General features: G+C 43.4%; 9 protein-coding genes and 1 tRNA gene. All 10 read left to right on the forward strand.

Annotation, left to right across the window (positions count from 1 at the left end):
* Positions 1–170 precede the first annotated feature (170 nt).
* The 10 genes from HXT28_RS00810 to HXT28_RS00855 all read left to right on the forward strand — a co-directional run bounded on the left by HXT28_RS00810 (position 171) and on the right by HXT28_RS00855 (position 24118).
* The gene (locus HXT28_RS00810; protein ID WP_422113500.1) at positions 171–3044 is read left to right on the forward strand and encodes an ATP-binding cassette domain-containing protein; all 2874 of its coding nucleotides are present in this window, start codon (positions 171–173) and stop codon (positions 3042–3044) included.
* 71 nt (positions 3045–3115) lie between these two features.
* Positions 3116–3188: transfer RNA gene (locus HXT28_RS00815), tRNA-Arg, on the forward strand.
* A gap of 180 nt (positions 3189–3368) precedes the next feature.
* Positions 3369–4241: an Abi family protein gene (locus tag HXT28_RS00820; RefSeq protein WP_422113501.1), complete on the forward strand. Its 873-nt coding sequence runs from the start codon at positions 3369–3371 to the stop codon at positions 4239–4241.
* 457 nt (positions 4242–4698) lie between these two features.
* The gene (locus HXT28_RS00825) at positions 4699–5121 is read left to right on the forward strand and encodes a nucleotidyltransferase family protein (RefSeq protein WP_422113502.1); all 423 of its coding nucleotides are present in this window, start codon (positions 4699–4701) and stop codon (positions 5119–5121) included.
* Positions 5122–6108: 987 nt separating this feature from the next.
* A complete protein-coding gene (locus tag HXT28_RS00830; RefSeq protein ID WP_422113503.1) occupies positions 6109–10233 on the forward strand; it encodes a Rib/alpha-like domain-containing protein in 4125 nt (1374 codons plus the stop codon).
* A gap of 320 nt (positions 10234–10553) precedes the next feature.
* Complete coding sequence (locus tag HXT28_RS00835; RefSeq protein ID WP_422113504.1) at positions 10554–12299, forward strand: SpaH/EbpB family LPXTG-anchored major pilin; 1746 nt, start codon at positions 10554–10556, stop codon at positions 12297–12299.
* Positions 12300–12595: 296 nt separating this feature from the next.
* Positions 12596–13099, forward strand: coding sequence for a hypothetical protein (locus HXT28_RS00840; RefSeq protein ID WP_064347168.1), 504 nt, complete (start codon positions 12596–12598; stop codon positions 13097–13099).
* A gap of 624 nt (positions 13100–13723) precedes the next feature.
* Positions 13724–14848 (forward strand): class C sortase, encoded by a 1125-nt coding sequence (locus tag HXT28_RS00845; protein WP_422113505.1) that lies wholly within the window; start codon positions 13724–13726, stop codon positions 14846–14848.
* Positions 14849–15733: 885 nt separating this feature from the next.
* Positions 15734–16414 (forward strand): Abi family protein, encoded by a 681-nt coding sequence (locus HXT28_RS00850; protein ID WP_422113506.1) that lies wholly within the window; start codon positions 15734–15736, stop codon positions 16412–16414.
* Between the two features lie 927 nt (positions 16415–17341).
* Complete coding sequence (locus tag HXT28_RS00855; RefSeq protein ID WP_422113507.1) at positions 17342–24118, forward strand: S8 family serine peptidase; 6777 nt, start codon at positions 17342–17344, stop codon at positions 24116–24118.
* The last annotated feature ends 88 nt before the right edge of the window (positions 24119–24206 follow it).

The raw sequence follows: 24206 nt of genomic DNA on the forward strand, positions 1-24206 counted from the left end.
AGTACTATGAGAAGTTAGCAAAATTGCTAAGTTAAGAGAAGCTAAGAAGTAGAGAAGTTAAAAAGAAAAGTTAAGAAGTAGAGAAGTTAAAACTAAAGATTATAACAAAACTAAAGATTATAACTGAATATTAAAAACTAAACACCTATCATTGCCATAAAGGATTTACTATGCCTGATGCTGCTCAACCAGCAGTTGCTGAAACGGATGCTATGAATTTTGCAGATTCTGCGAAGGCATCTTGCATGCGTAAAGCTGAAACTTTCCTTCCGACAGCTTCGCGCGATAATAACGCTAGTAATAGTAGTAATGCTAGTAATGCTGAGCTTAGTTTTAAGAATTGGGGTTATCGTCATGCTTCCCGACGCAACTTTGCTGTGCGCGGATTAAACCTCACAATTCATGCTGGTCAGCGTGTGCTACTGCTGGGTGCATCAGGCATTGGTAAATCCACGATTTTAAGTGGTGCTGCTGGGCTGATTGGCAATGATGTTGTAGTTAAGAATAGTCTTGAAAGCAGTGCTATTAATAGTTCTTCTAATTCTTCTAGTTCTTCAAGCAATTCTGCTCATAATATGGTTTCTGCGAAATCACAGCAGGCTGTGCTTGTTGAAGACGCTGACGGTGGTGTGAGCGAGGGGTGTGTGCTGGTTGATGGTATACCAGTTCGTAAGGCGCGCGGCAGAGTTGGGTTGGTTTTGCAAGATCCGGATGCACAGGCAATTTTCCAGCGTTTGGGTGATAACGTTGCGTTTGGTCCGGAAAATATGAACGTTCCGCGCAGTGAGATTTGGGATCGCGTGCGCGAAAGTCTTAAAAAAGTTGGCTTGGATGGCTTGCAATTGCATCGTGCGACTGCTCATTTAAGCGGCGGCCAGTTGCAGCGTTTGGCGCTTGCTGGTGCGCTTGCTATGCAGCCGAGCGTGTTGCTTTTGGATGAGCCGACTGCGAATTTGGATCCGGATGGCACGCAGCAGATTGTGGGTGCTGTTCGCGCGGTTTTGGATTCGACGCGTGCCACAATGGTGCTTGTGGAGCATCACGCGGAGCCGTGGATTGATATGATTGACCGCGTGGTAGTGCTTGGGCTTAAGAATGATGAAGCTGCGAGCGGAAAAGCTGCGAACGACGAAAGCGTTCACGACGACGATATTGCGCGCGCTGCTTCTTCGCGCACAGTGATTGTGGCGGACGGCACGCCAGACGATGTGTTTACGCGCACTGATTTAGATTTTGAGGATCTTGGTATTTGGCTTCCGGAGCGTTACAAGCGCAACGCAAAATCTTCCGCAAGTAAATCTTCCGCAAGTAAATCTTCCGAAAATGCAGCATCTTCTGAAAAATATTACGAAAACTGCGATCCGGCAGAAGGCTACGGAGAAGTGCTGCTTTCCACAAGGGATCTCGCAATCAGCCATAATAGTGAGCCGATTGCTAAGCACATCAATCTTGAGTTTAGAGCCGGGCAGATTACAGCTTTGGTTGGTGCGAACGGTGCTGGAAAGTCAACGCTTTCGCTCACTTTGGCAGGTCTTTTGCCGGCAGTAAGCGGTGAGGTTGTGGCGAGTGATGCTCTTGCTGAAGGTACAAATGGCACGGATCCAATGAAGTGGAAATCGCCAGATTTAGCGAAACGAATTTCTTACGTTTTCCAGAATCCAGAGCACCAGTTTGCGTGTGGTTCGGTGCTTGATGAGGTTATGTTAGGACCGCTTCGCACAGGGGTTTCAGCGGATGAGGCGCGCGCGAAGGCTGAGGAGTTGCTGAAGCGATTCCGTTTGGCTCGTTATGCGAAGGCGAATCCGTACACGCTTTCGGGAGGCGAAAAACGACGCTTGACTGTGGCAGCTTCTCTTGCTGCGGCTCCGCGTGTGCTGATTTTGGATGAGCCGACTTTTGGTCAGGATCATAAAACTTGGTTGCAGATTATTCGTTTGATTGCAAGCCTTCGCAGCGAAGGCGTGAGTATTATTGTGGTGACGCACGACCGCGAGTTGGTTGAGGCTCTTGGAGCACGTTTAGTTGAGTTGGTGGCGGATACTGAAGTAAGCAAGAATGCTAACGAAAGCAAGAATGCTAACGAAAGTGGGGAAGATTGTGCTTCTGTAGTAGATTCTGATGCTGTGAGTGGGGAATTAGTTGCTGTTGCTTCCCAAAAAACTCGAGTAAGTGGTGAGCGTAAATCGTCTGCCGCACTTTCTGCTACTACTAGCGCAACTGAAATTTCGCGCATTAAAGTGAGCGCTGTCAATAATCGCAATGAGGAAGCGAAACTTTCTAGTCGTTCACCGCTTCTTGCGTCAATGAACCCTGTATTTCGCATTTTTGGAGCGTTCATTGCCTCCATACCGCTGTTATTTACTCTTGATTGTGTTTCAGCGTCTATAGCTTTGCTGCTGGAATTTGTGATTTTTGCGTGCATAAAGCTTCCGCCTTGGCGTGTGATTCGCCTTTCGTGGCCTGTGTGGGTGGGGGCGCCAACGTCCGCGCTCACTGTGCTGTTATACGGTAAAAGTGGTGGAAATACTTGGTTCCAGTGGTGGCTAATGCATGCTACGGATCGCTCAGCAATGCTGGCTGTGGCAACGTCACTGAGGATTTTGGCGATTGGTATTCCTGCGATAGTAACAGTGATTGGCATGGATGCTACAGATTTAGCGGATGCTTTTAGCCAAGTGCTGCATTTGCCGGACCGCTTCGTGTATGGTGGTTTGGCTGGAATCAGGCTGTTTGGTGTGTTGCAGGATGATTGGGCGGCGCTGACGGCATCGAGGCGTTCGCGCGGTTTGGGTGATGAGCATCGCGTGAGGGCTTTCTTCCCTCAGTCATTTGCATTACTCGTACTTTCGATTAGGCGTTCGACAACCCTTGCTACGGCTATGGAAGCGCGCGGTTTTGGTGGAGTTGGAGCGCGTTCACATGCGAGGGTGAGTAGCGTTCATGCGCGTGACTGGTGGTTCCTGGTTGTATGTACGCTCGTGCCGTCGGTTGCTGTTGCGGCAGCGCTTTACTTCGGCACTTTCGCCTTCCTTGGTGGCGCGTGAGTTTTTGCTCCAAACGTGCGCAGCTTTTCTTGCAGTGCATCCTCACTAGCGTGTATACTTTCTCGAGTTGCGGGCTTGTAGCTCAGTGGATAGAGCGTCTGCCTCCGGAGCAGAAGGTCGTGGGTTCGAACCCCATTAAGCCCACTTTTGATTTTCTACTTATCGTCGCTTTGGTCTCGCCTGCCTATTCCCTGCTTTTCCCGTAGCGTTGTAGAATATTTGCATATGCGCTGGTGCATTTAAAGAGTCATCGAATGCTATTGGGGTAGTATTCGCAAAATAAACGATATTTATCCATAGTTTGGAAAAGGGGAAGACGTAGTAATGGATAAGCAATGCGATTCGGATATAAAGAAAGCACGTGTAATTAATAAATTACCTGTAAAGCTTTCGTCAATAAATCAGATAGAACATCTTAAAAAGCAAGGTATAACTTTTAACAAACAATCTGAAGATTCTGCAATTTCCTACCTTTCAACCTTCTCATACTATTTTGAGACTTGTTCATATAAAAAATTGTTTAGCAAGAGAGTTGGTGGATCTAGGGATGGCCAGTATATTGACTTGGATTTTGATCAATTATGCAAAATAGAGCAGCTTAATAGGATGTTTCAAATACTTTTGCTTCTAATAACTTTAGCTATAGAGCATGAGGCAAAAGTTAAGTTAATGAAAATGTTTACTGAAAATCCTAAAGAAGATGGATACTCCATTGTTGAAGATTACATGTCTAGTCTTTATAACGATGACCGCAAAATACTAATTGCGGAATTAGAACGACTTAAAGATGGGAAATATAGCAGAGAATCGGCGGCAAAGTATACAGTTGGAATGCCAATTTGGGTATTTGTTGAAGGTATTACATTTGGAACATTGTTAAGATTTTATCGTTTTTGCGCAAAAAGATGGGGTAGTAGAGAGATGCAGAAGGAGCATCACTTATTGTGCAGGGTAAAATCCGTACGTAATGCTTGTGCTCATTCTAATTCAATATTGGATGGAATTACTGAAAAAAGTTTTGACAACGTGCTTTTGCTTGAAGAAGTAAGTAAAGCTATTGGAGCTGTAGGGTTCAATAAGCGCGCGAGGCGATCGAATATGTGTAATGCGAAGATGAAAGAAATAGTGATAACTGCATATATGTATAAGAAATTTCTGTATAGGAATTATCAATGTGATGAATGCGTGAATGATTAAAAAAGCATTATTAGATACATTGCAGGGGGATTTATAAAAAAGGCATCTGAGTACACAAAAGAGTATGATAAAGCGAGTAAATTTAACTCATTGCTTGCTTTTATTTGTACTGTTATTGACAGTTGGATATGTGAAAGATAGAATTGAAAATGCTTGAAAACCTTAGGGTTTTGGGGGGTGGAAGTGCGAGAGCGCATCTGCCCCGATTTTTTTTTTGCCGTGCAAACGACTTTTTCTGTACACTCATGTAAAGTTTTAGTCGTTTTTTGGTGCGTAGGCGGCATAAACTATTTACGCGTGCGCTGTTTTGGTCCCGCTCCGCATCACGCGCCTTGTACCACAAGCACAAAAGCGCCATGCGCGCACTTCTCGTCGCGAAACATCACATCAAACGCATAGACTTATATATAAGTATGTCAATTAAGAATTAATTAATATTTGCGCGTAAGGAGGGGAAATGGCAATTAGCGAGACAGATTCGCAGTCTGCGGAATCTGCAGAAAATTCGCGAAGTGTAAAACCATACTATCCTCCTGCTCTAACTCCATCAATCGTGCAAAAACTTTGTGCCCCAATTGCCCGCCGACTCGGTGTAAAATCACTATACTTATTCGGGTCGGTTGCGCAAGGAACTGCCAATCGCAACTCAGACGTAGATTTTATATACGAGCTGCAAAGTGAATCGAACGTGGATCGCGAAACGTCACGTATTATGCGCAAACAAGAACTAATGCAATCACTCGCCGATTGCTTGGGCAGAAAAATCGACCTAGTTGACAAAAGTTACGTAACGCAGCAGTTGGCGGACGAAGATGCGGAAATTCAACGAAAAGCGTTCGTAACAGTGCTTAACACAAAGCCAATATTCCAAATTGTGTGAATCGCAACTTTGAGCTTAAAATCCAGCGCGCAATCGAAATATTCATAACAAACCAACAATCGAAATATCTATAACAAAACCAGCAAGGCAAAAATGAGCGAATCCAACAAGTCGAACGATATGGTTCACGTTGCAGCAATACGAAGATATTTACGTGCTGCTACAAAATTTATAGGCAATGTATCATTTGACGAATTCGCTCAAGACGAAGCATATAGCAGCACAAATATAGTGATAAATCTCACACAGCATACAGCAGTGAATCACTGCCACAGCATACAGCGACGAATCGCGCACGGCATATAGTGGTGCGATGTATGCGTTATAACAACATGTAGTACTTTAGGTTGGGGAATTGTGCAGTTTTAGACACGCCGAAGATGCGATTTCTATATTTTTTCGCTGAAAATTATTCAGCAAAAATGCGTTTTAAAAGAGATTTTTTAGCGATATTCGCGAATTATAGAAATTTTTTTACGTCCACGATTATGATAGGTGTTTTGCTTGAAATCCTTCGTGGGGGGGGGGTATAAATGCTAAAGGTTTGAAGATTTCGCTGGTTTACTGATGAACGCACGTAAGCGTTTTTTGGTAGAGCGTATGAGCTTTCTTCGTGCACTTGGAAGATGACAGTGTATTGCGAAAGTTTATGATTTAAACCTACAGCACTCGAGTTACTTGAACAGTTCAGGTATCTCAAGTAGCTGAAGCTAGTTGAGGCTTTAAAAAACTTAAGGCGGTTTAACGTTTGCAGCGACTTGAGTCTGCTGTACATTGAGCGCTTCATCTTCGAGAATGCTCAAGTTGGTTTTGCGTAATCCGTTAAGAGTTTAAGGTTTCAACAAGATTGTGATTGAGCAGAACGTGATTGAGCAGAACGTAACACTCAGAACGTAACTGAGCAGAACGTAACGCTCAGAACGTAACGAGCTTGGATTTGGATTAGCTGTGGCTTTTGTGGCTGCAAAGAATGAGGAAGGCGGGAAAATGTTACCAGCAAAGTTCCGTGGATTCGCATCACGCGTGGGTCGTCTTGCGTCGCGCGCTTTGGCTTGGCATAAGGACGGCGAGCGTGATGCATCGCTCAACGCTACCTCCAGTGCAACCGTATCTAGCGCAACTTCTAACTCTTCTGCTTCTACTTCTACCGTTACTTTTTCTTCTACCTCTGCTTCTTCAAATGGTTGCAGACGTATTCTTTCAAAGCATTACGTTTTCCGTGCGTTTTTAGCGTTGCTTGTTTCTGTTGCCACGCTTCTTGCTGTACTTGTTGTTCCAGCTAAGCCTGCAAACGCAGCTCAGGTTATGTGGTCGTATGGCGGTTATGGATATTTTACTGCTAATGGTAATGGTATTGGTAATGCTGTTGAAAATATGCATATTACGCCAAGTATTACTAAGGACTCTAATGGTACTCATGTGCAGTATGAAATATATTTTAACTATGCTTTTCTTGAGCATCTAGATAACCAGCCTAGGCAGCGTATGCCAGCGCGAGTCACTTTTTATGTAGATCTTCCTAAACAGCTTATTACGGACACTATTAGAGTGAAAAGAGATAGGCGAAATGTTTACGAGAAAAAGTGGAATGAATGGTCAACCCAGAATGATAAAAACATCCCAGAAACGATGAAAACTTGGGATAAGTATTGGGGTGCTACTAGAACAATTTCTCGTTGGCATTATACATATGGCAATACAGATTTCAATGATCAATGGGAAGACACTGTTGGTAATGGCCATTTTGGCTGTGGATATAATCAGGATACTGATCCTACAGCGCGTGATTTTACGAAGAATTACAGTTTATGCGAAATAAAGAAGTGGCATGATAATGGCGACTTTGGTATAATGCTGCGTTCATATGAGAGTGCTAATTCTACGACTTGCTACCGTTGGGTTATTACTGCAGATGTGCCAGATGGTACTGATATTCGTTACATGCCTATTATTGCTGGATACCAATCTACTAATGCTCAATATCATGAGCGTCATTATGCAACTTATGGTCCTTATGATCATGATGGTGATGGCATACCAGACAACGTTGAGTGGGATAATAGTACCGATCCAACTAAGCCTGGTGGATTGCATTTTGAGGAGTCGGAGGATTCGCAGCCTCGTCAAGCTTCTTCTGTAAGAGCTTATACTGATGATGGTCACTGGCAGGAGAATGGTGATGATTACTACAATAATAAGGGTAGTTTTGTTCCTGATTATGGCAGTGACGGTAAAAGAGGTAAGCTGTACAATAATATTCCTAAGAATCTTATTTATTCCATTGATGGTAACGCTTATTTTGATAACAATAAGAGTTCCAATGCTCAAGTTACTTTTGATGATCCTAATAATCAGAAACCAGAGCCTTTACAACAAGGTCATGCGTGGATTGATAAGTCCACAGGCAAAGTGTATTTTAACCCAGCAGACTCGCATAAAAATCATATAGTCTATATACCGATTAAAGTAACATACCCTAATCCAAATAAGTACAACTGTAATCATAATCAGCCTTTTTCAGAGACGGTTGTCGCTAAATTCCGTGTTTGGCCTATGTCTCATTTTTATAAGCCTGTGTATCCAGATTATGATAAAAAACAGGTACAAGCTGGAAACTCAATTACGTCAGTTCCAAAAAACGAGGGGATCACTAAAGGTGATTTTCCTAAAGGCACTAGGTTTGAGCTTGGTACAAATAATAATTATTCTAGTCCAGTGCTTTCTTGGTCAAAAATAACGAATGCTAGTACTGGTGAAGTAACTTTTACTCCAAGTAAACCTCAAGATCCTAAGAATTATGATACTCCTGTAATTGCTTACTATCCTGATGGTTCAAGCACTAAGGATAATGGTCAGGTTTATGCTCACGTTAAAGTAACGCCACTTACTATAGGCAATAACGACTTAGGTTTTTCTATTGCCGAGGGTACAGGTATGCACGATTGGGGTAGTAAGTATGACGACCGTATTACTTATGGTTCGTATCATACGGATCATTACACAAATCTTGATAAAGATAAGCAGATAGATAGTAGTAGGCTTCTTATACCTGACGCATGGTCTGCTAACAACAAGTCTCCGATTACATTCCGTGCTATTTGCCACGAAAAAAATAAGGATAATTATACGCTTCTTAAATGGGATGAAGAGAAAAACAAGTCCGTTGGTGATGTTAACGGATTAAAGTTTACTGCTTTCCATCAATGGAAGATTGCTACGGAAGAGGAAGAAAACAAGTGCAGGAATGATAAAAACTGTAATCTTGATGATTTTAAGTACTCGCATTTAACTAAAGACGAGTATAACACGAATATTATGGCTCGTTCTCGCGCGATTATTACTGGAAAGCCTGAGAAAAGTGGCGAATACGAGTGTCGCGTGTTTGCTTTTAACAGTGCTGATAGGCTGAATGGTTTCGATAATTTGATTAGCAATGACACTGGTGGAAGTGTTATTTATAAGAAAATGGTATTCGCCAATTACGGTAATGATGGTGATATTAAGAAGTCAAAGGGTAAAGATTGGAATGATAGCAGTCTCCATTTTAGCATCAAGCTCAAAGACAACCAAAGGTACAACCCGACCTACACCGAGATTCCAACGATTGAGGCGGGTAGCACTTATGACAAGAATCTTAAGAAAGGCAATAAGGCTGATATAAGCTCTGACGCTCCGCAAAGCAAGAAGAAGGTTACCGAGGGTAGCACCGAGGTTAATGCCAACGGCGTTCCAAAAGAGGATTTGGCGAACGTTAAGGAAGGCGCTTTGCCTCCTGGCACTTGGTACGAGATTAAGCGCTTTGTTAAGGCTGGCGATATTAAAAACTCGAAAGCAAGCAGTTTGCCTTGGGCTAACTTTGAAGACGGCGAAGATAACAAAGCTGACGGTAAGCAGGAAGCAAAAGATAGTAACGCCACTGGCAAAGGCTCCGTCACCTTCCGCCCAGATAAGTGGCAGTCTGCTGGCGAGTATTGGGCTGAGGTTAGGGTTCACTACCCGGACGGCTCTGTTTCGGACGACGATGATTCAATTAACAAGAATCACCCTATCTATGCAAAGGTGAAGGTTACTAGACCAGCTATTGACAGCGGCGATTTGCATCTTAACATTTACAAGCAGTATGAAAATGGCAAGTTTACTGGTCCTGTAGATAGCGTGAATGGCATTACTGTTATGAAAGGCGTTGGTTTGCTGAAGGATATGGGCATTGACTCGTGGTCCACAGCCAAGCCTGAAGGCATTACGCTTAGAGCTTTGTGTAGAGATGACAGTGATGAAGCTAAAAAGAGTACAACTCATATCTGGAGTGAGAATCTAGATAGTCTGTTCTTCAAGCTTAATTGGCAGCAGGCGTGGAAATATCCAACCTTTGCTCGTCAGGAAGCTTGCCGTAAGGGTAGCAATAATGGTGATCACTGCAATACTGGCGATGAGCATTTCCTGTTCGATAGCACTGGCGGAACGATGGAGCGTGCGCGCGGAACTATCACCAGCGACAAAGCTCCTACGAAGTCTGGCAAATACTATTGCGTTGTGCTTGCGATGAAGCTTACGGATTTGGGTAAGTATAAGAATGCTATTAAGAACAGCAAGATTAGCGTTACTAATAATAACTTTGCTAAGGCTATGGGCTTTACCGATACTGAGGGCATTGACTACGCTGCAAAGTTCTTCCCAGTAACTGTGGTCGACAAATTCACTCTGCCAAAGACCGGCGGCGAGGGGATGAGTATGGCGCTGCTGGTGGTGGCAATGATCGGCATGTGCGTTATGTGCGGCGCGTTCTTCGTTGATCAGACGAAGTGGGGTCACGCGATGCTCGCTGGCGCGGCTGCTGGCATGATGGGTGGTTTGCGCGGAATCGCTCGCGGCGTGACCGCAAGCATCACGCAAGCTCGCACTACGCAAGCCAACATCACGCAAAACAGCAACCGTAACAGTAACAGTAAGATTTCCGAAATTTGGCGCGGTTTAGTCAAAAAAGTCAAGGATATTAGGCGATTTGACGATTATTCTGCGTCTGTAAAAGATTTTGTCCGCAAAGTCACCGGATGGTTGCGTGCCGTATTGAGGCGCGTCGGAAGGTGGGCTGCCGAAAGGTGGCGATGCTGATGAAAATTTTCTGCAGCTTAAAAACTGCAGTATTAACGTTCCATGTGCTGGCAGTGTTATTACGCGTTACGTAGTGATGTTACGCAGTGACGTTACACAGTGACGGTAATTATGCCGGAGCATGGTTCGGATTTAATCTTGCTGCGCGCGGCGCAAATCGTAGCCGCCGACAGAGTTCATGCGGCTTTGCGATGACTCCGCCGACCGTGCGCAACACAATAACAATAAAGGGTTATTTCCCAAACAAAGGGTTATTTCCCAAACAAAACGTATTTTCCTCAAAACCTGCCCGTGAGGGCACTGATATAAAGGAGAAGAAAGTGAATAAATTCACTAAACAATGCGTGGCGGCATTCGCCTCGCTCGCAATGGCTGGCACGCTGTGCGTCGCCGGCGCCGTGGTGGCAAACAGCGTAGCATTTGCTAGTGGTGAGACTGCTGGTGCTGCTAAGCCAGCACCATGGTCTACTGCAGGCAGTCAGCTGAAGGGTACTATTACCATTCACAAGAAGGATGATACTACCCAAAAAGGTATTGAAGGTGCTGAGTTTACCATTCAGAAGGTTACCAATATTAAAACTGGTGATAAAGATACCAAGGGTCTTAATGTTGATTTAACTTCTGTGGATGGTTGGACTGAGCTTGCTAAGAAAGTTAAGCAGCTTAATGCAAGTCCTCTTGATGAAAAAAAGCTTACAACAGTTGCTGTGACTGGTGGCACTCAGAAAACTGGTAAAACCGGCGATGCTACATTTAGTAATCTTGACTTGGGCTTGTACTTGGTGAAGGAAACGACTCCACCTACTGGCTATACGTCTGATGTTGTTCCATTCTTCATGACGGTTCCAGAGATTACTCGCGAGAAGAGCGCTACTAACAACACGTATACTTACAATGTTGAAGTAACTCCTAAGAACCACAACGTGAAGAACGCTATTAATAAGACGGCTGATACTAAGGATATGGTTGGTGTTGGTGATGTTTTGCCATACACGATTGATGCTACACCAAACAAGACTAAGGCAACCAACATTAAAGATAATAAGGCTACGGATCTTACTGCCGATGATCTTAAGCAGTACGCAGTCTTCGATGATGCGTTGAAAACTGCTTATAGCAATGCTACTGCAGATGCTGTTTCTGAAGTTACATTTGATTGCGTAGCAACATCTGCTGATGAGTGCAAAGGCAGCAAGAAGACTTTCACTCTTACCAAGGGTACTGGCGCAACTGATGCAGAACATGATTACTATGTGACTGCAGTAGATACTCCTAACGACGCTACTCGTACTCGTATTTCTGTTGTGTTCCTGCAAAAAGGTCTTGAAAAGATTGCTAAGCATTTGAATGCGGTTACTGATGTTCAGAAGCAACCGAAGGTTCATGCAACCTTTAAGTTCAAGATTGCTGAAACTGTTCCTACTGGTAATGGTGAGAACGTGCTTATGAACAAGTATGGTTTCGTTCCTGGTGGTAAGGATGATGAAAACCATACTCCAATCGTGCCTGAATCTCATACTGACACTGAGTTCCGCAAGTTCCACATCTTCAAGTATGACGGTGTGAAGGGTAAGGATGATGCTAATGCCAAGCTTAAGGATGCTAAGTTCAAGGTGTTTGCTGGAGCTACCGGTAATAACACTGCTGATGCCGCGGCTCTTGCTGTAGCACAGAAGTGCGCTGATGATCCTAAAGCAGCGAACGCCTGTGATGCAGCTCTTAAAGGTTTTGGCGAGAAGTCTACTAACGAACAAGGTGTAACTGAAGATTACACTGCTAAGGTTGGTCAGAAGTTCTACATTGTTGAGACTGCTGCTCCTGACAAGTATGCTCGCTCCACCAAGGTTTATGAAGTAACTTTGGAATCTGCTAAAAAGGGTACTGCTGCTCAGGTTGTTGACATTCCTAACGTCCCAACCAAGGACGGTGGCTTCTGGTTCAACCTTCCAAAGACCGGTGCTGCTGGCGTGATTATCTTCGCGTTGGCTGGCGTGTGCTTGGTGTGCTTCGGCATCTTCGTCTTCATGCGTAACCGCAAGAAGGATGAAGAGCAGCAGGCTGCCTGATTCTTCGCAATTCTTAGGAATTGCAAGGCGCTAGGCGATTGAGTTTAGACGCGTGTGTTGTTGCGCGCCGAAACTTTAATCGCCTGGCTATAATTAAATACTCAGCAGGCTGCGCTGTGTTCGCGCTGGCCAGCGTGATGCGTTTGCGGTGTTTGCTGCGACGTTGTGCGTTTGTGCTTTGCGCGAGTATCCCTCTTTCTTCCGCGCAACGCAGTCTGCTGTCTTATTCTTTCTTTTTTCAGTTCAGAAAAAACTTTAATCAATAACAATTAACCCTTTATAGAGAAGAAGTTGCTATGTCAAACGAAGATCCAGATGAAGATAAAGTTTCTTGGTGGAAAGGAATATGTTCCATAAGAACAAGAATCGATTATTATCGTATACATACGGTAAAAGTAATGCTCCACAACAAACGAGATGTAGCAGAGAGAAAATTAAAAGCAGAACTTAGAAAAGTAAGATTTAGCTACAATGTTTGGAATGGCTTTGCTTCAGGATATATAGTATCCCTCTTTGCTGCATTTATTACGTTGTTAGTTGGTAAGGTTCTTCCTGAAAATATTAAGAACTATATTGGATTATGGGCGCTTGCCATAATTTTTATAATTATTTTAGTGGTTCAAGCAATTTTCTTGCGTACAGCAAATACTTCATATGAAAAAATGAAGCTTGTTGAAGAAACACTTAAGAATTTAGACGATAGTAAAGAGTTTGATGAAATAACTATTGGAGAACATTCTAACCCAAAGAGAATAAGCATATTTAATTCTATTAGTCATTCAATAAGATTTAATCGCTAAGGTACGCGGCGAAAGTCTTATCGCACGATTGCATACTTTAACTGTAGGAATAACTTTAACTGTATGAATATTAGTGTGGTAGAGATTTGAGATTTTTTACGCTAAATGCAGACGTTGCTTTTGTAGCTTTGCAGTAGCGCTTCTGCAAACGTTGATTCTGTAGCTTTGCAGTAGCGCTTTGCTAACGCTGAGTACTTGTTGATTCATGGAACTTTAACATTCATGCTCTGCAGACGCTGAGTATTTATTGATTAGCGAACACTAACATCCGAGCTGCTGCGCACGCCAAGCCAAACCCACTCAACCACGCACCCACCCGAAGCTTAGTTATGCGACTTTAGTTGCACTAAGCAAACCACGCACTTACGCAACAAACTTAACAAGTCTATGAGTTTTGTGTTAGAGATTAGCGAAGTAGAGGTCAAGAAAATTTCGAGCAGAGTGCTAAAAGAGGAGCGCAGCGACGGAACGCACGATGCTGAAATTTTCTTGACCTCACAACACTAAAAACCAAACACATCAGACAAAACTCATAGACGATACGCAAGAATATCTAAAGAAAAAATAAACTAAACAAAATAACCTAACCAATCTAAGCCAAATTATCCAACGAAACGAGGAAGCATGAAATTAAACAGCGCCGTTACGAAAGTATATGCTTTCCTCAACAAAATCTCCCAAAACAAGCTTTTCAAAAACCAAACCAACGCAACCCAAACCAACTTAACCGCATCACCTGCAACCGAATCAACCGCAACCCAAACTAACTTAACCGAATCACCCGCAACTGAAACCCACGCAACCGAAGCAAAATCCGCCGTAAGCAATCACAAATCTCAGCAAAAATCTAAGCTCCGCCGCATCATTGAGCCTATTGCATTTGTGCTCGCCGGTTTGTTGTGCTTTGCGTATCCGGTGTGTTCTACGCTTTGGAATAATCGCGTTTCTAAGGAAATTTCTGCAGCTTACGATAAGTATAATCACGATCAAGCTGGTGATGTGCGTCGTGCTCATTTGCGTGCTGCTCGGCGTTACAATGCGCGTCATAAGGCGATTATTACCGCGGATCCTTATAACGGCACTACTGATTACATGAAAACGCCGGAATATAAGGAGTACGTGAAGCAACTGGATGAGCCTATGGGCATTATGGGCATCGTAAAAATCCCGAAGATTGGCGTGAAGCTACCGATTTACCACGGTAGTTCGCAGGAGGTTTTGGCGCGCGGCGCCGGCCATTTGTATGGTACGGATTTGCCGGTGGGTGGTAAGAATCGTCATACGGTTATTACAGCGCATACTGGGCTTGCTGACGCGACTATGTTTGATGATTTGGTGGATTTGAAGAAGGGTGATTTCTTCTACTTTGATGTGCAAGGTGAGACTTTGCGCTATAAGGTATTCCGTATTAGCGTAGTGGAACCGCATGATATTAGTTTGCTGCAGCGCGAGAAGGGGCGTGATTTGGCGACGCTGCTTACGTGTACCCCGTATGGCGTGAACTCACATAGGTTGCTGGTGACTGGTTATCGCGTGCTGCCGGATCCGGTGAAGGCGCCGGAAGATCGTGTGCAGTGGCCTCTGTGGATGACGCTGTTCGTGCTCGCTATGATTCTAACGATTACTGTTTTGACGACGATGATTATGGCAGCTGTGCGTAAGAAGCGTGGGGAGCTTGATGTGCGCGGCAAGCATCTGCTGGCGGTGTCGCGTAGTGTGCTGCGAAAATTGCGCGAACGATCTGCCTGAGCGCAGCATTGCGCGCGCTTGGAGCGCAAAAGTAGTGTCAACGCTCCAAACGTGAGAAGCTTTCCCCGCGTTTGGAGTGCTGCACAACCCCAAACCCTCCAAATGCGAGATGATTCTCTCGCGTTTGGGGGTTATAGGCCAAAAAGTGTGTAAGAAATCATGTCTCACGCATTGTAATACAAGTGTTTTGCGGTAATCGAATCTGTCTGCTGCACATTCGCCACCTGGACAAAAACTGTGTAAAAAATCAGCTCATAACCCTTACGGCAGTAAGGCTCGCAGCATATCGAATGTGGGCTATTTCTTATGCTAAGCGGCATTCCAAGTATGTATTAGCTGAATATAACAATACATCGTCAAACGCTGTTACTAGCGCAGATTACGTACTGCGCGAAGAACGTATAACCCCGCTTATTCGTTATTAACGCAGATTACGTACTGCACCAGTAACATACAACCGTTACTTTCTCAGATACTTGACTGAGTTTTTAACAGTGTTTGAGTGATTACCGTTATTTCCTCAGATAGCTAACTGAGTTAGTAACAGTGTTGAGTCTGTGGCTTATGCCACAGAATATTCATCAGCTTAGCTTTACACACTTTTGGCCTATAACCCCGTTTGGAGCGCCGCACAAACCTACGTTTAGCAAAATCTTCCATCCAAAAACAACTGAGCTCTTGTCCTTAAAGAACGATTTTTAACGAACAAGAGCTCAATGAAATCACGTGTAGGAGCAACCTACACAGGTAAGTTAGAGTCTATCATATTCCCTGAGAATTTGCATTTGTCGTATTATATTTTCGTGTCAAATTCAAACTAAATGTACAATATTTTCATGTCTGCTAATATTTTTTACTCTGCAAGAAGCGCAACAATTTTGTGGCGTGGCTAGATTTAATCGTTATATGCGCGATGCAAATAATGATTTAGGCACAGCTATGCTTATATGCAAATCGAATCATGAATTAGCAGGAATATTACATGAGCAAATTGGATACGTAGAAATATGCGTGCGTAATTCAATTGATTTAGAGCTTCGCAAACTTGCGTTGAAAGAAAAGCAGAATGAGGAATGGACTAATCCTCTTTATACGCCAGATTTGGTTAAAGATTTGATTGAAAATCAAATCAAGCAAGCGAGAGAAATTGCAGTTCACTCGCATGATGGTGGAAGCGTAAATCATGATGACATTTTATCTAAACTCATGTGGGGAACATGGGTAAAGCTTGTTGGATCTTCGGAAACAAAAAATAGCAATCGCATTCAGCAAAAACTTTGGAAAGATGCTGTATGCAATGCGTTCCCATTTGTGAACTACTCAAAAATGAATAAAGATGACGATGGGGATAGGAAAGTAATAGCAAAAAATCTTATTTACATCAAAGAGATTAGAAATAAAGCAGCTCATTTTGATAATTTATACAACATAGCTAAGGGAAAGAGAAATCTTACAAACGCACTGTTTACGCTACTTCATGCGGTTAATGAATCGTTTACGACTGGATGGATTGATCCAGCAAAAATACGTAAAGCTGCTAATAAATATTTGGAACTAATGAAGTAAATTGATGAGTAAGCAGGATTAAAGCAGATGCGTAAGTTGCGCGAACGATCTGCCTGAGCGCAGTATTGCGCGCGTTTCCTCGCGTTTGTGGACTTGGCGTGCGTGACGACGTGCTTGAGCGGCAGCATTGAGCGCGAGCGCCATCTGCGCCAATAACGAAAAAACAGCATTGAGCGTTACTCGCGCAGTACGTCGACTGCATAATTAACGAATATCGGTGTTTTATCGTTGCTCGCGCAGAAAAACAAACGCCGGATAGGTTCCCCACGTTTGGAGTGCCAAGCCCTTCGTAACCCTCCAAATGTGGGGGTAACGTTCTCACTGTGTAGATTTTCTGCCGTTTGCATCTATCGTCGGTTATCTGAAAATTTACGGTTCAAGTTGCGAGGCGCACCAACATTTGTTGGTAATTAGCTCTAAATTTCTTAAAAAATAGTAACATTGTGCATTTTTTCTCAAGCCCCATGTAAATTATATGTTAATACAGAATTTTTTCTATGTTAACATCACAGAAAATATTTGTATAAAAAGGGCTAAATTAAGCCATTTTTTATATAAAAATGTGATTTTCCTCACATTTTTGTTTGTGAAAACGCAATTTTTTTGGAATTGTTTCTGGCTCAAGCAGTGCTAAAGTTTGTGAAAAATATTTTTGTTGCATCTGCTGAAAAGCGGCATTATCTGTCGATTCATATGGGGAGGGGGTATATCTTCCGTGTGATATTTAGCGGAAATGCCTTAAATGAGCGTAACAAAAATATTTACACCTATAGATGAAATTGTGCTGGAAATTTTGCATATATTGCACAAGGTTTCCAAGAAAATTCCACTTGCAGAATTTGGGGCCATTCCCAACATTTTCTTGTGAATTATCTACAAGCAATTTTCACTGGGTAGTTAACCACCATTTTGAAGGAGAGTATGTTTATGAAGTTCAAACGAACGTCATATCTGACTCGTTTAGCGGCATTAAGCGTAGCAGCCGCTACGCTTCTAGTGCCACTTGCTGATGTTTCCCCAGCGTTTGCTGAAGAAACATCAGGCACAGAATTCACTGCAGCGTCTGCCAAAACGCGCAAAAGTACGAATTTTTCCCCAGAACAGCTGCGTCACATTAATCCAACGCTTGCTAAAGCGGTAGAAAAATATCATAACAGCAGTCAGAATGCAAATAAAAAAGTTGCCTCTTCTGAACCAGTAACTGTTATTGTTACGATGAAAAATTATCATCCTGACCGTACTGAAGTTAGTGAAAAAGCCAATATTCAAGAGCAGAAAGATTTTATTAATCGAGTACAGTCAAAATACAATATGACAGTTCGTCGTCAAGTTGGCTACTTGTTGAACGCTTTTGAAGCTACTCTTCCTGAAAATCATATTCAGGCTTTGCGAAAGGAGCCAGGTGTAGTTTCTGTTGCAAAAGAACGCTTGTATTATCCAATGGAAAATACTGCACGTAATTTGCAAGGTGTACAAACTGCGTTTAAAAAGTATCATCTCGATGGAACTGGCATGCTGGTCTCCATCATCGATACCGGCATAGATCCAACTCACCAAGATATGAAGCTTGATGCTTCAGCTAAGCAACATCTTCGATTACAACCAACAGGTAAAGGCAACACTACTGACAAAGTTCCTGCAGGTTTCAATTACGCCGATGAAAACGACAACTTCACAGACTCTGGTGCAGAACAGCACGGTATGCATGTGGCTGGTATTGTTGCTGCAAATGGTGATGAACAGGATTCTCCTGCTTCAGAACATCATCGCGTTGATGGTGTAGCTCCAAACGCTCAGCTGCTTGCTATGAAAGTGTTCTCAAATAATCCTGAGGCACATGGCGCTCGCGATGTTGATATTGTTGCTGCAATCGAAGATTCTGTAAAACTTGGCGCCGATATTATCAACATGTCTCTCGGTTCAACTAATGGTTTTGCTGGAACTTCTAATGCCACTTCAATTGCACTTAAAAAGGCTCGCGAAGCTGGTTCACTACCAGTGATTTCTGCTGGAAACTCTGGCTTGAACTTTTCCCCTTCCGGCGGTGAGGATGATGCGCTTGGCAAGTGGGATGATGCTACTCTCGGTTCGCCATCTTCTTATCCTTCCGCTTTCAGCGTTGCTTCTGTTGAAAATTCCAACATTACGCAGCAAGCAGCAAACTGGACAGGGAAAGATGGCAAATCTCACGCAGTGCCATACAATCTTGCCATTGGTTCTTTAATAGACGCAGTATCTCAGCATGAACTTGTGGATGCTAAAAAAGCTACTGTCGACGATGTAAAAAATCTTGATCTTAAAGATAAGTATGCTCTTGTAGAACGTGGTGGCATTACTTTTACGGAAAAGTTTAAGAATGCTATTGCTAAAGGCGCTAAGGGTGTGATTGTTTATAATCACGACAAAGATTCATCCATGTTTATTGGAATGGGCGGATTGGAGAAAATCAAGGATTGCTTTGGTGCGTCCATCCCTCGTTCTTATGCCTTGCAAATTCTTGCTGCTTTGCATAGCGGCGAGAAAGTAAAGATAGCTTTCACGGACCAATTCACTACTATTGTTAATCCAGATAATGGTAAGCCTTCAACCTTCACCTCTTGGGGACCAACGCCAGAGCTTGATTTCAAACCTCATATTGCTGGCATTGGTGGCAACGTGTGGTCTACGCAGAATGGCAATAAATACACGAGCATGTCCGGCACTTCTATGGCTGCTCCAAACGTTTCAGGTCTTTCTGCTTTAGTGATGGAAAGCTACAAAAAGCGTTTTCCAAAACTTAAAAAGTCTGAGATGATTAAGCGTGTTGAGCAATCGTTGATGAATACTGCGACGATGATTGGACGTAAAGATTCTGCAGATAGTAAGCAGATTCCGTATGCTCCTCGTCAGATTGGCGCAGGTTTAGCGCAGGTTGATAAAGCTGTTGCTACTAACGTGATTGCAACAGTTGACGGCAATTCGTACGTGGCTCTTAGAAACGTGAATGCTGATCGCAAGTTTACAGTTACTTTACATAATTATGGTAAGAATCCAGTAAAATTTGCTGTCCCAGATCAAGATGTTGTCAATGAGTCTAATGAGGTTAATCAAAAGACAGTAACCTCTATTAGTGATACTGAAACGTTGCAATCACAAACGCGTACAGTTACAGTAAAGCCTGGTAAAACCGCTGATGTGAAGTTTACGTTAAGCCCAGATTGTTCTCAAGGCAATCATTATATTGAAGGTTGGGTGCGTTTTGAATCGCTGAGCAATACTCAGCCAGATGTTGCTGTGCCATACCTCGGTTTCGTAGGCGATTGGAATGCTGAACCAATTATGGTAAAGCCGGGAGAAAGCTATGGTGCAAATCATAGTGATCTTACGACATCGTTGCTTTCTGTAGCAGGCAGTATGGGCAAACTTCCAGTCAATAATGAAACGAAGCCGTATGTACTTGGCGAATTTTCACCTGCAAATCAAGATGGGTGGATGGATTACGTTGTGCCATCTATGGCTATGTTCCGTGGTGCGTCCGACATAAAGTATTCTGTGTTGGATTCTCATCATAAAACTAAGATTGTTCTTGGAACAGAACACAATGTAAATCGTTCTACTATCTCTGATGCTAGTGCAACCGACGGTTTAGCTGGAAATTTCGACGGGTCTGTGTGGAATCCAAAAACAAGTAGGTTTGACATTCTTCCTGATGGATGGTATACGTATCGCATTCAGGCTCGCTTAGGAGATAAGTTTGATTGGCAAACTTACGATATGAAGGTAGCAATCGATAATCATGGACCTAAAGTCACAGTATCTGATCGTGATGCTAAAGGCAATGTGAAGATTGTTATTAGTGATGACTTAAGCCCTGATCCTGGCGTACCAACTATTCATCTTCCTGGTGTAAAAGATGCTTTGAACTATGGTGATGAAGACACTCAATGTCCGTTGAATGAAGCAACTCGTACGCGAGTGTGCAAGCCTATCCACATTGGTACTGACGCGCCATATATAGATGTACTTGCTAGAGACAATGCTATGAACCCAACTGAGGTTAAGAAGGTATTCAAGAAGCATACTCAGAAAGACGCAAACGGTAAGGAAGAAGAAATACCGACTAAGAACATTATCATTCCAAATGAAAAAGTTCTTACTTCTCACCAAATTAAAGCTAATGCTCTAGAAGAAAGTAAAACTAACCCGAATATTAATGGCAAGTTCTACATCGAAGGATACCTTACCGATAACGTCGCATCTATACAAGCTTACGTAACTCCTAAGGACGGTAAAAAGCAGAAAGTTACGAATGCTGCAAAACGCAAGGATGAGAATACTTTCTACGCGTTTGTGCCGCTGAAAAATGGCGAAAATACTGTGATGTTTAAGGCGTACGATGCAGAAAATAAGCGTCTTGGTAATAAGAAACTTACGCTAACGTTCAACGCGCAAGCTCCAAACATTACCATGAATGGTCTTGACAACAAGGGTAATTTGCCTGTAGCCGCAGATGGTAAAGTAACTGTTGCTGGTAAAGTAACGGACACTCCTGGAGATACTGTAAAACTAACGTTGAAGTATCAGAAAGCTGCTGACAATACTACGTCAGCTAATGTTGTTGCTGGTTCAGGTGCCCCTCATACTACTGCATCTCCTTCACAAGCTGTTTCTGGAGCTAATACAACTTCAACAGCGAGTATTAATGCAAATGTAAAGCAAGCAGGGGCGGCTGCAGCTGGTAAAGAAACTGAAGAAGTAGTAACTGTTGGCAAAGATGGTAGCTTCAAAACAGTGATTACTCCTGCTGCTAAAGCTGTGACAGTAACGCTCGTAGCTACGGATTCCGCAGAAAATAGCACTACTATGGGTCTAGCGCTTGCTGGTCGTGCAATTGCTGCGCCTGAAGTTCCACAGACAAAAGATTTCGTGCTTACTAATGCCGGTTCTATGGGTTCTTATGCGTGGTTAGTGCATAAGAAAGCTTATGGATCAGATGTTATTGGCAAAAATTATTTTGTTGCTCAAGGTGAAGTGGGTGCTAATGTAACGAGTGTACTGTTCACTCCAGCTACGCGAATTGATGCTAAAACCAAGAAGTTCGTAACTCCAAACCCATTGCGCGCGAATATTAAGAATGGCAAGTTTAGCGTAAAGTTGCCGATGCATCCAGGAATCAACGATTTCCGCTTGCAAGTAAATACAAAAGCAACTGATGAAGATGCTGATGAAGACGATGAAACGAATGTAATCGATACTCCTGCAGCTTTCTACTTCGACATTACGCCTCCAACAGCACGTTTCGATACGCCAAAGTTGTACGGACATACGTTATTTACGAATCGCGATACCGTTACCTTTAGTGGCAATGTGTCGGATGATGCTTTCGGTCAAACTTTGCGAATTAATAATGATTCTGTAGGTGATTTCTACACTTTGGATACGAATGGTACTGAAGTAACTCGTCGCCAATTCTCAACTGATATTCCAGTAAACGATGGTGACAAGTTGTTGCTGCACTTAAGTGATCAGGTTGAATCTCATTTACTCGGTGTGATTCCTGTTGTGCTTGATGAAACGGATCCAAAAGTTGAAGCTGGTTTGGTTGAAGGTGAAGAGATTGCTGATGGTCATGAAATCACTGTTCGAGCAACAGATGATCATTTGAAGTCTTTGCGCGTTATGGTTGATGGTCGTCCAGTAGCGTATACGGAAAATTATCTTCCAGTAAATACTGTTGAAAGCACCTTAGTTGATGTGAAGAACATCAACGATAATCCAACTCCAGATAAGCCAGATTCTACAACATTAACGTTGAAGATTCCGACTGAAAAGTTGGCTGATGGTACTCACACCCTTACTATTGAGGCGACTGATTTTGCTGGCAATACTGCTAGCGATACCAGTGATAATAGTGCTGATGCTACTGCGTACACATTTGTTGTGAAGCGTAGTAAGAAGCATGATGGTGGTGAGAAGCCAAGCAAGCCGGGTGAGAAGCCGGGTGATCACAAGGGTGGTCACGAGGGTGAGAAGCCAAGCAAGCCGGGTAAGCCAGGTAAGCCAAGCAAGCCAAGCAAACCAGGTAAACCAGGCAAACCAGGCAAGCCAGGCAAGCCAGGCAAGCCGGGTGACCATAAGGGTAAGAAGCCAAGCAAGCCAGGCAAGAAGCCAGCTCCTGCTCCAAAGCCAACTCCAAAAAAGCCGGAAACTAAGGATGAATCAACTCAAACGGATTCAGCTCCACTGCCTCCTGCTTCTACAGTAAAATTCACAAAGAATCTGATTGCTTTAGATACTAAGGAAATTGTTGCTGGCAAGGAACAGAGCGTGTATGTTTCTGGAAAACCTGCAGCTTTGAAGAATGCTAAGAAAGATGCTCGCATGTATGCATTCATCTACTCTACGCCTCAGCAACTTAATGGTGAAGATGGTCATGAGTATGTAACAGTGCGTGCTGATGAGAACGGCAAGTACTACTTCAAAGCTATGATTCCAGCTGGTTTAACTGGCAAGCATACCATTCTACTTATGGATGCTGGAGGTAGTCAGCTTGCTTCTGGTGAAGTGACTGTGTTTGCTGCACACGTTGCTGATGCCGATACTCAGTCTGACAATATGCCAGCTCCGAAGAAACCAGCTGGTAAGAAGCCGGCTGAGAAGAAGCCGGAATCTAAGCCTGCTGAGAAGAAACCAGCTCCGAAGAAACCAGCTCCGAAGAAACCAGCTCCGAAGAAACCAGCTCCGAAGAAGCCTGCTGAGAAGAAGCCGGTAGAGAAGAAGCCTGCTGAGAAGAAGCCGACTGAAAAGAAGCCAGCTGATAAGAAGCCGGTAGAGAAGAAGCCTGCTGAGAAGAAGTCGACTGAAAAGAAGCCTGCTGATAAGAAGCCGGAATCTAAGCCAGTGGAAAAGAAGCCGACTGAAAAGAAGCCAGCTGATAAGAAGCCGGAATCTAAGCCAGTGGAAAAGAAGCCGGTAGAAAAGAAGCCTGCTGGGAAGAAGCCAGCAGAATCTAAACCAGCTGATAAGAAGCCGACTGAAAAGAAGCCGACTGAAAAGAAGCCAGCTGAGAAGAAGCCTGCTGAATCTAAGCCGGCTGAATCTAAGCCGGCTGAATCTAAGCCAGCTCCGAAGAAGCCTGCTGATAAGAAGCCGGAATCTAAGCCAGCTGATAAGAAGCCGGAATCTAAACCTGCTCCGAAGAAACCTGCTGAGAAGAAGCCAGCTGAGAAGAAGCCGGTAGAGAAGAAATCAGCTGAATCTAAGCCGGCTGATAAGAAGCCAGAACACACTGATCACAGTCATTCAGATCATGTGCGTCAGCACCATGCTGCTAATCGTTCCTTTACTAAGAAAGGAAAGAATGCTAGTGGTTCTGTCCATGCTTCTGCAGAGTCGAAGTTAGATACTACAGAAGGTGGCGAGAATCATGAGAGTGCTCATGTTGCCACTGCAAATAAGTCCGACAGTATTCAGTCTGAAACTAACGGTGCTACTGATAATAACAGTGCTAACAATTCTGCTGGTGCTGTTGATGGTACTTCAAGTAAGGAACAGACTGCTGAACGTGCAACTGCAAAAGAACTGACTTCAAAGTTAGCTGTTACTGGCAGTGGCGTTGTTGCTGCAGTTGTGACCTTCTTGGTACTGATGGTAAGTGGTGCAATAACATTCACCGCGCGTAACCGTAGGGTGCATGCTGGTTCTAATGCTGCTGTTCGCAAATAAAATAATATAACTAAAAATAACTCGTGATTAGTTGAAAAGCTAAGAATGAGTGAATAAATGAAAAATGACTGAATTTAGTATTGAATTT

Source organism: Gardnerella washingtoni (genome assembly GCF_049262705.1).
Classification (GTDB): domain Bacteria; phylum Actinomycetota; class Actinomycetes; order Actinomycetales; family Bifidobacteriaceae; genus Bifidobacterium; species Bifidobacterium vaginale_D.

Excerpts from the sequence above, each read along its gene's own strand:
- HXT28_RS00855 (WP_422113507.1), top strand. The coding sequence starts at position 17,342 with ATGAAGTTCAAACGAACGTCATATCTGACTCGTTTAGCGGCATTAAGC.
- HXT28_RS00830 (WP_422113503.1), top strand. The coding sequence starts at position 6,109 with ATGTTACCAGCAAAGTTCCGTGGATTCGCATCACGCGTGGGTCGTCTT.
- HXT28_RS00845 (WP_422113505.1), top strand. The coding sequence starts at position 13,724 with ATGAAATTAAACAGCGCCGTTACGAAAGTATATGCTTTCCTCAACAAA.
- HXT28_RS00840 (WP_064347168.1), top strand. The coding sequence starts at position 12,596 with ATGTCAAACGAAGATCCAGATGAAGATAAAGTTTCTTGGTGGAAAGGA.
- HXT28_RS00820 (WP_422113501.1), top strand. The coding sequence starts at position 3,369 with ATGGATAAGCAATGCGATTCGGATATAAAGAAAGCACGTGTAATTAAT.
- HXT28_RS00810 (WP_422113500.1), top strand. The coding sequence starts at position 171 with ATGCCTGATGCTGCTCAACCAGCAGTTGCTGAAACGGATGCTATGAAT.
- HXT28_RS00825 (WP_422113502.1), top strand. The coding sequence starts at position 4,699 with ATGGCAATTAGCGAGACAGATTCGCAGTCTGCGGAATCTGCAGAAAAT.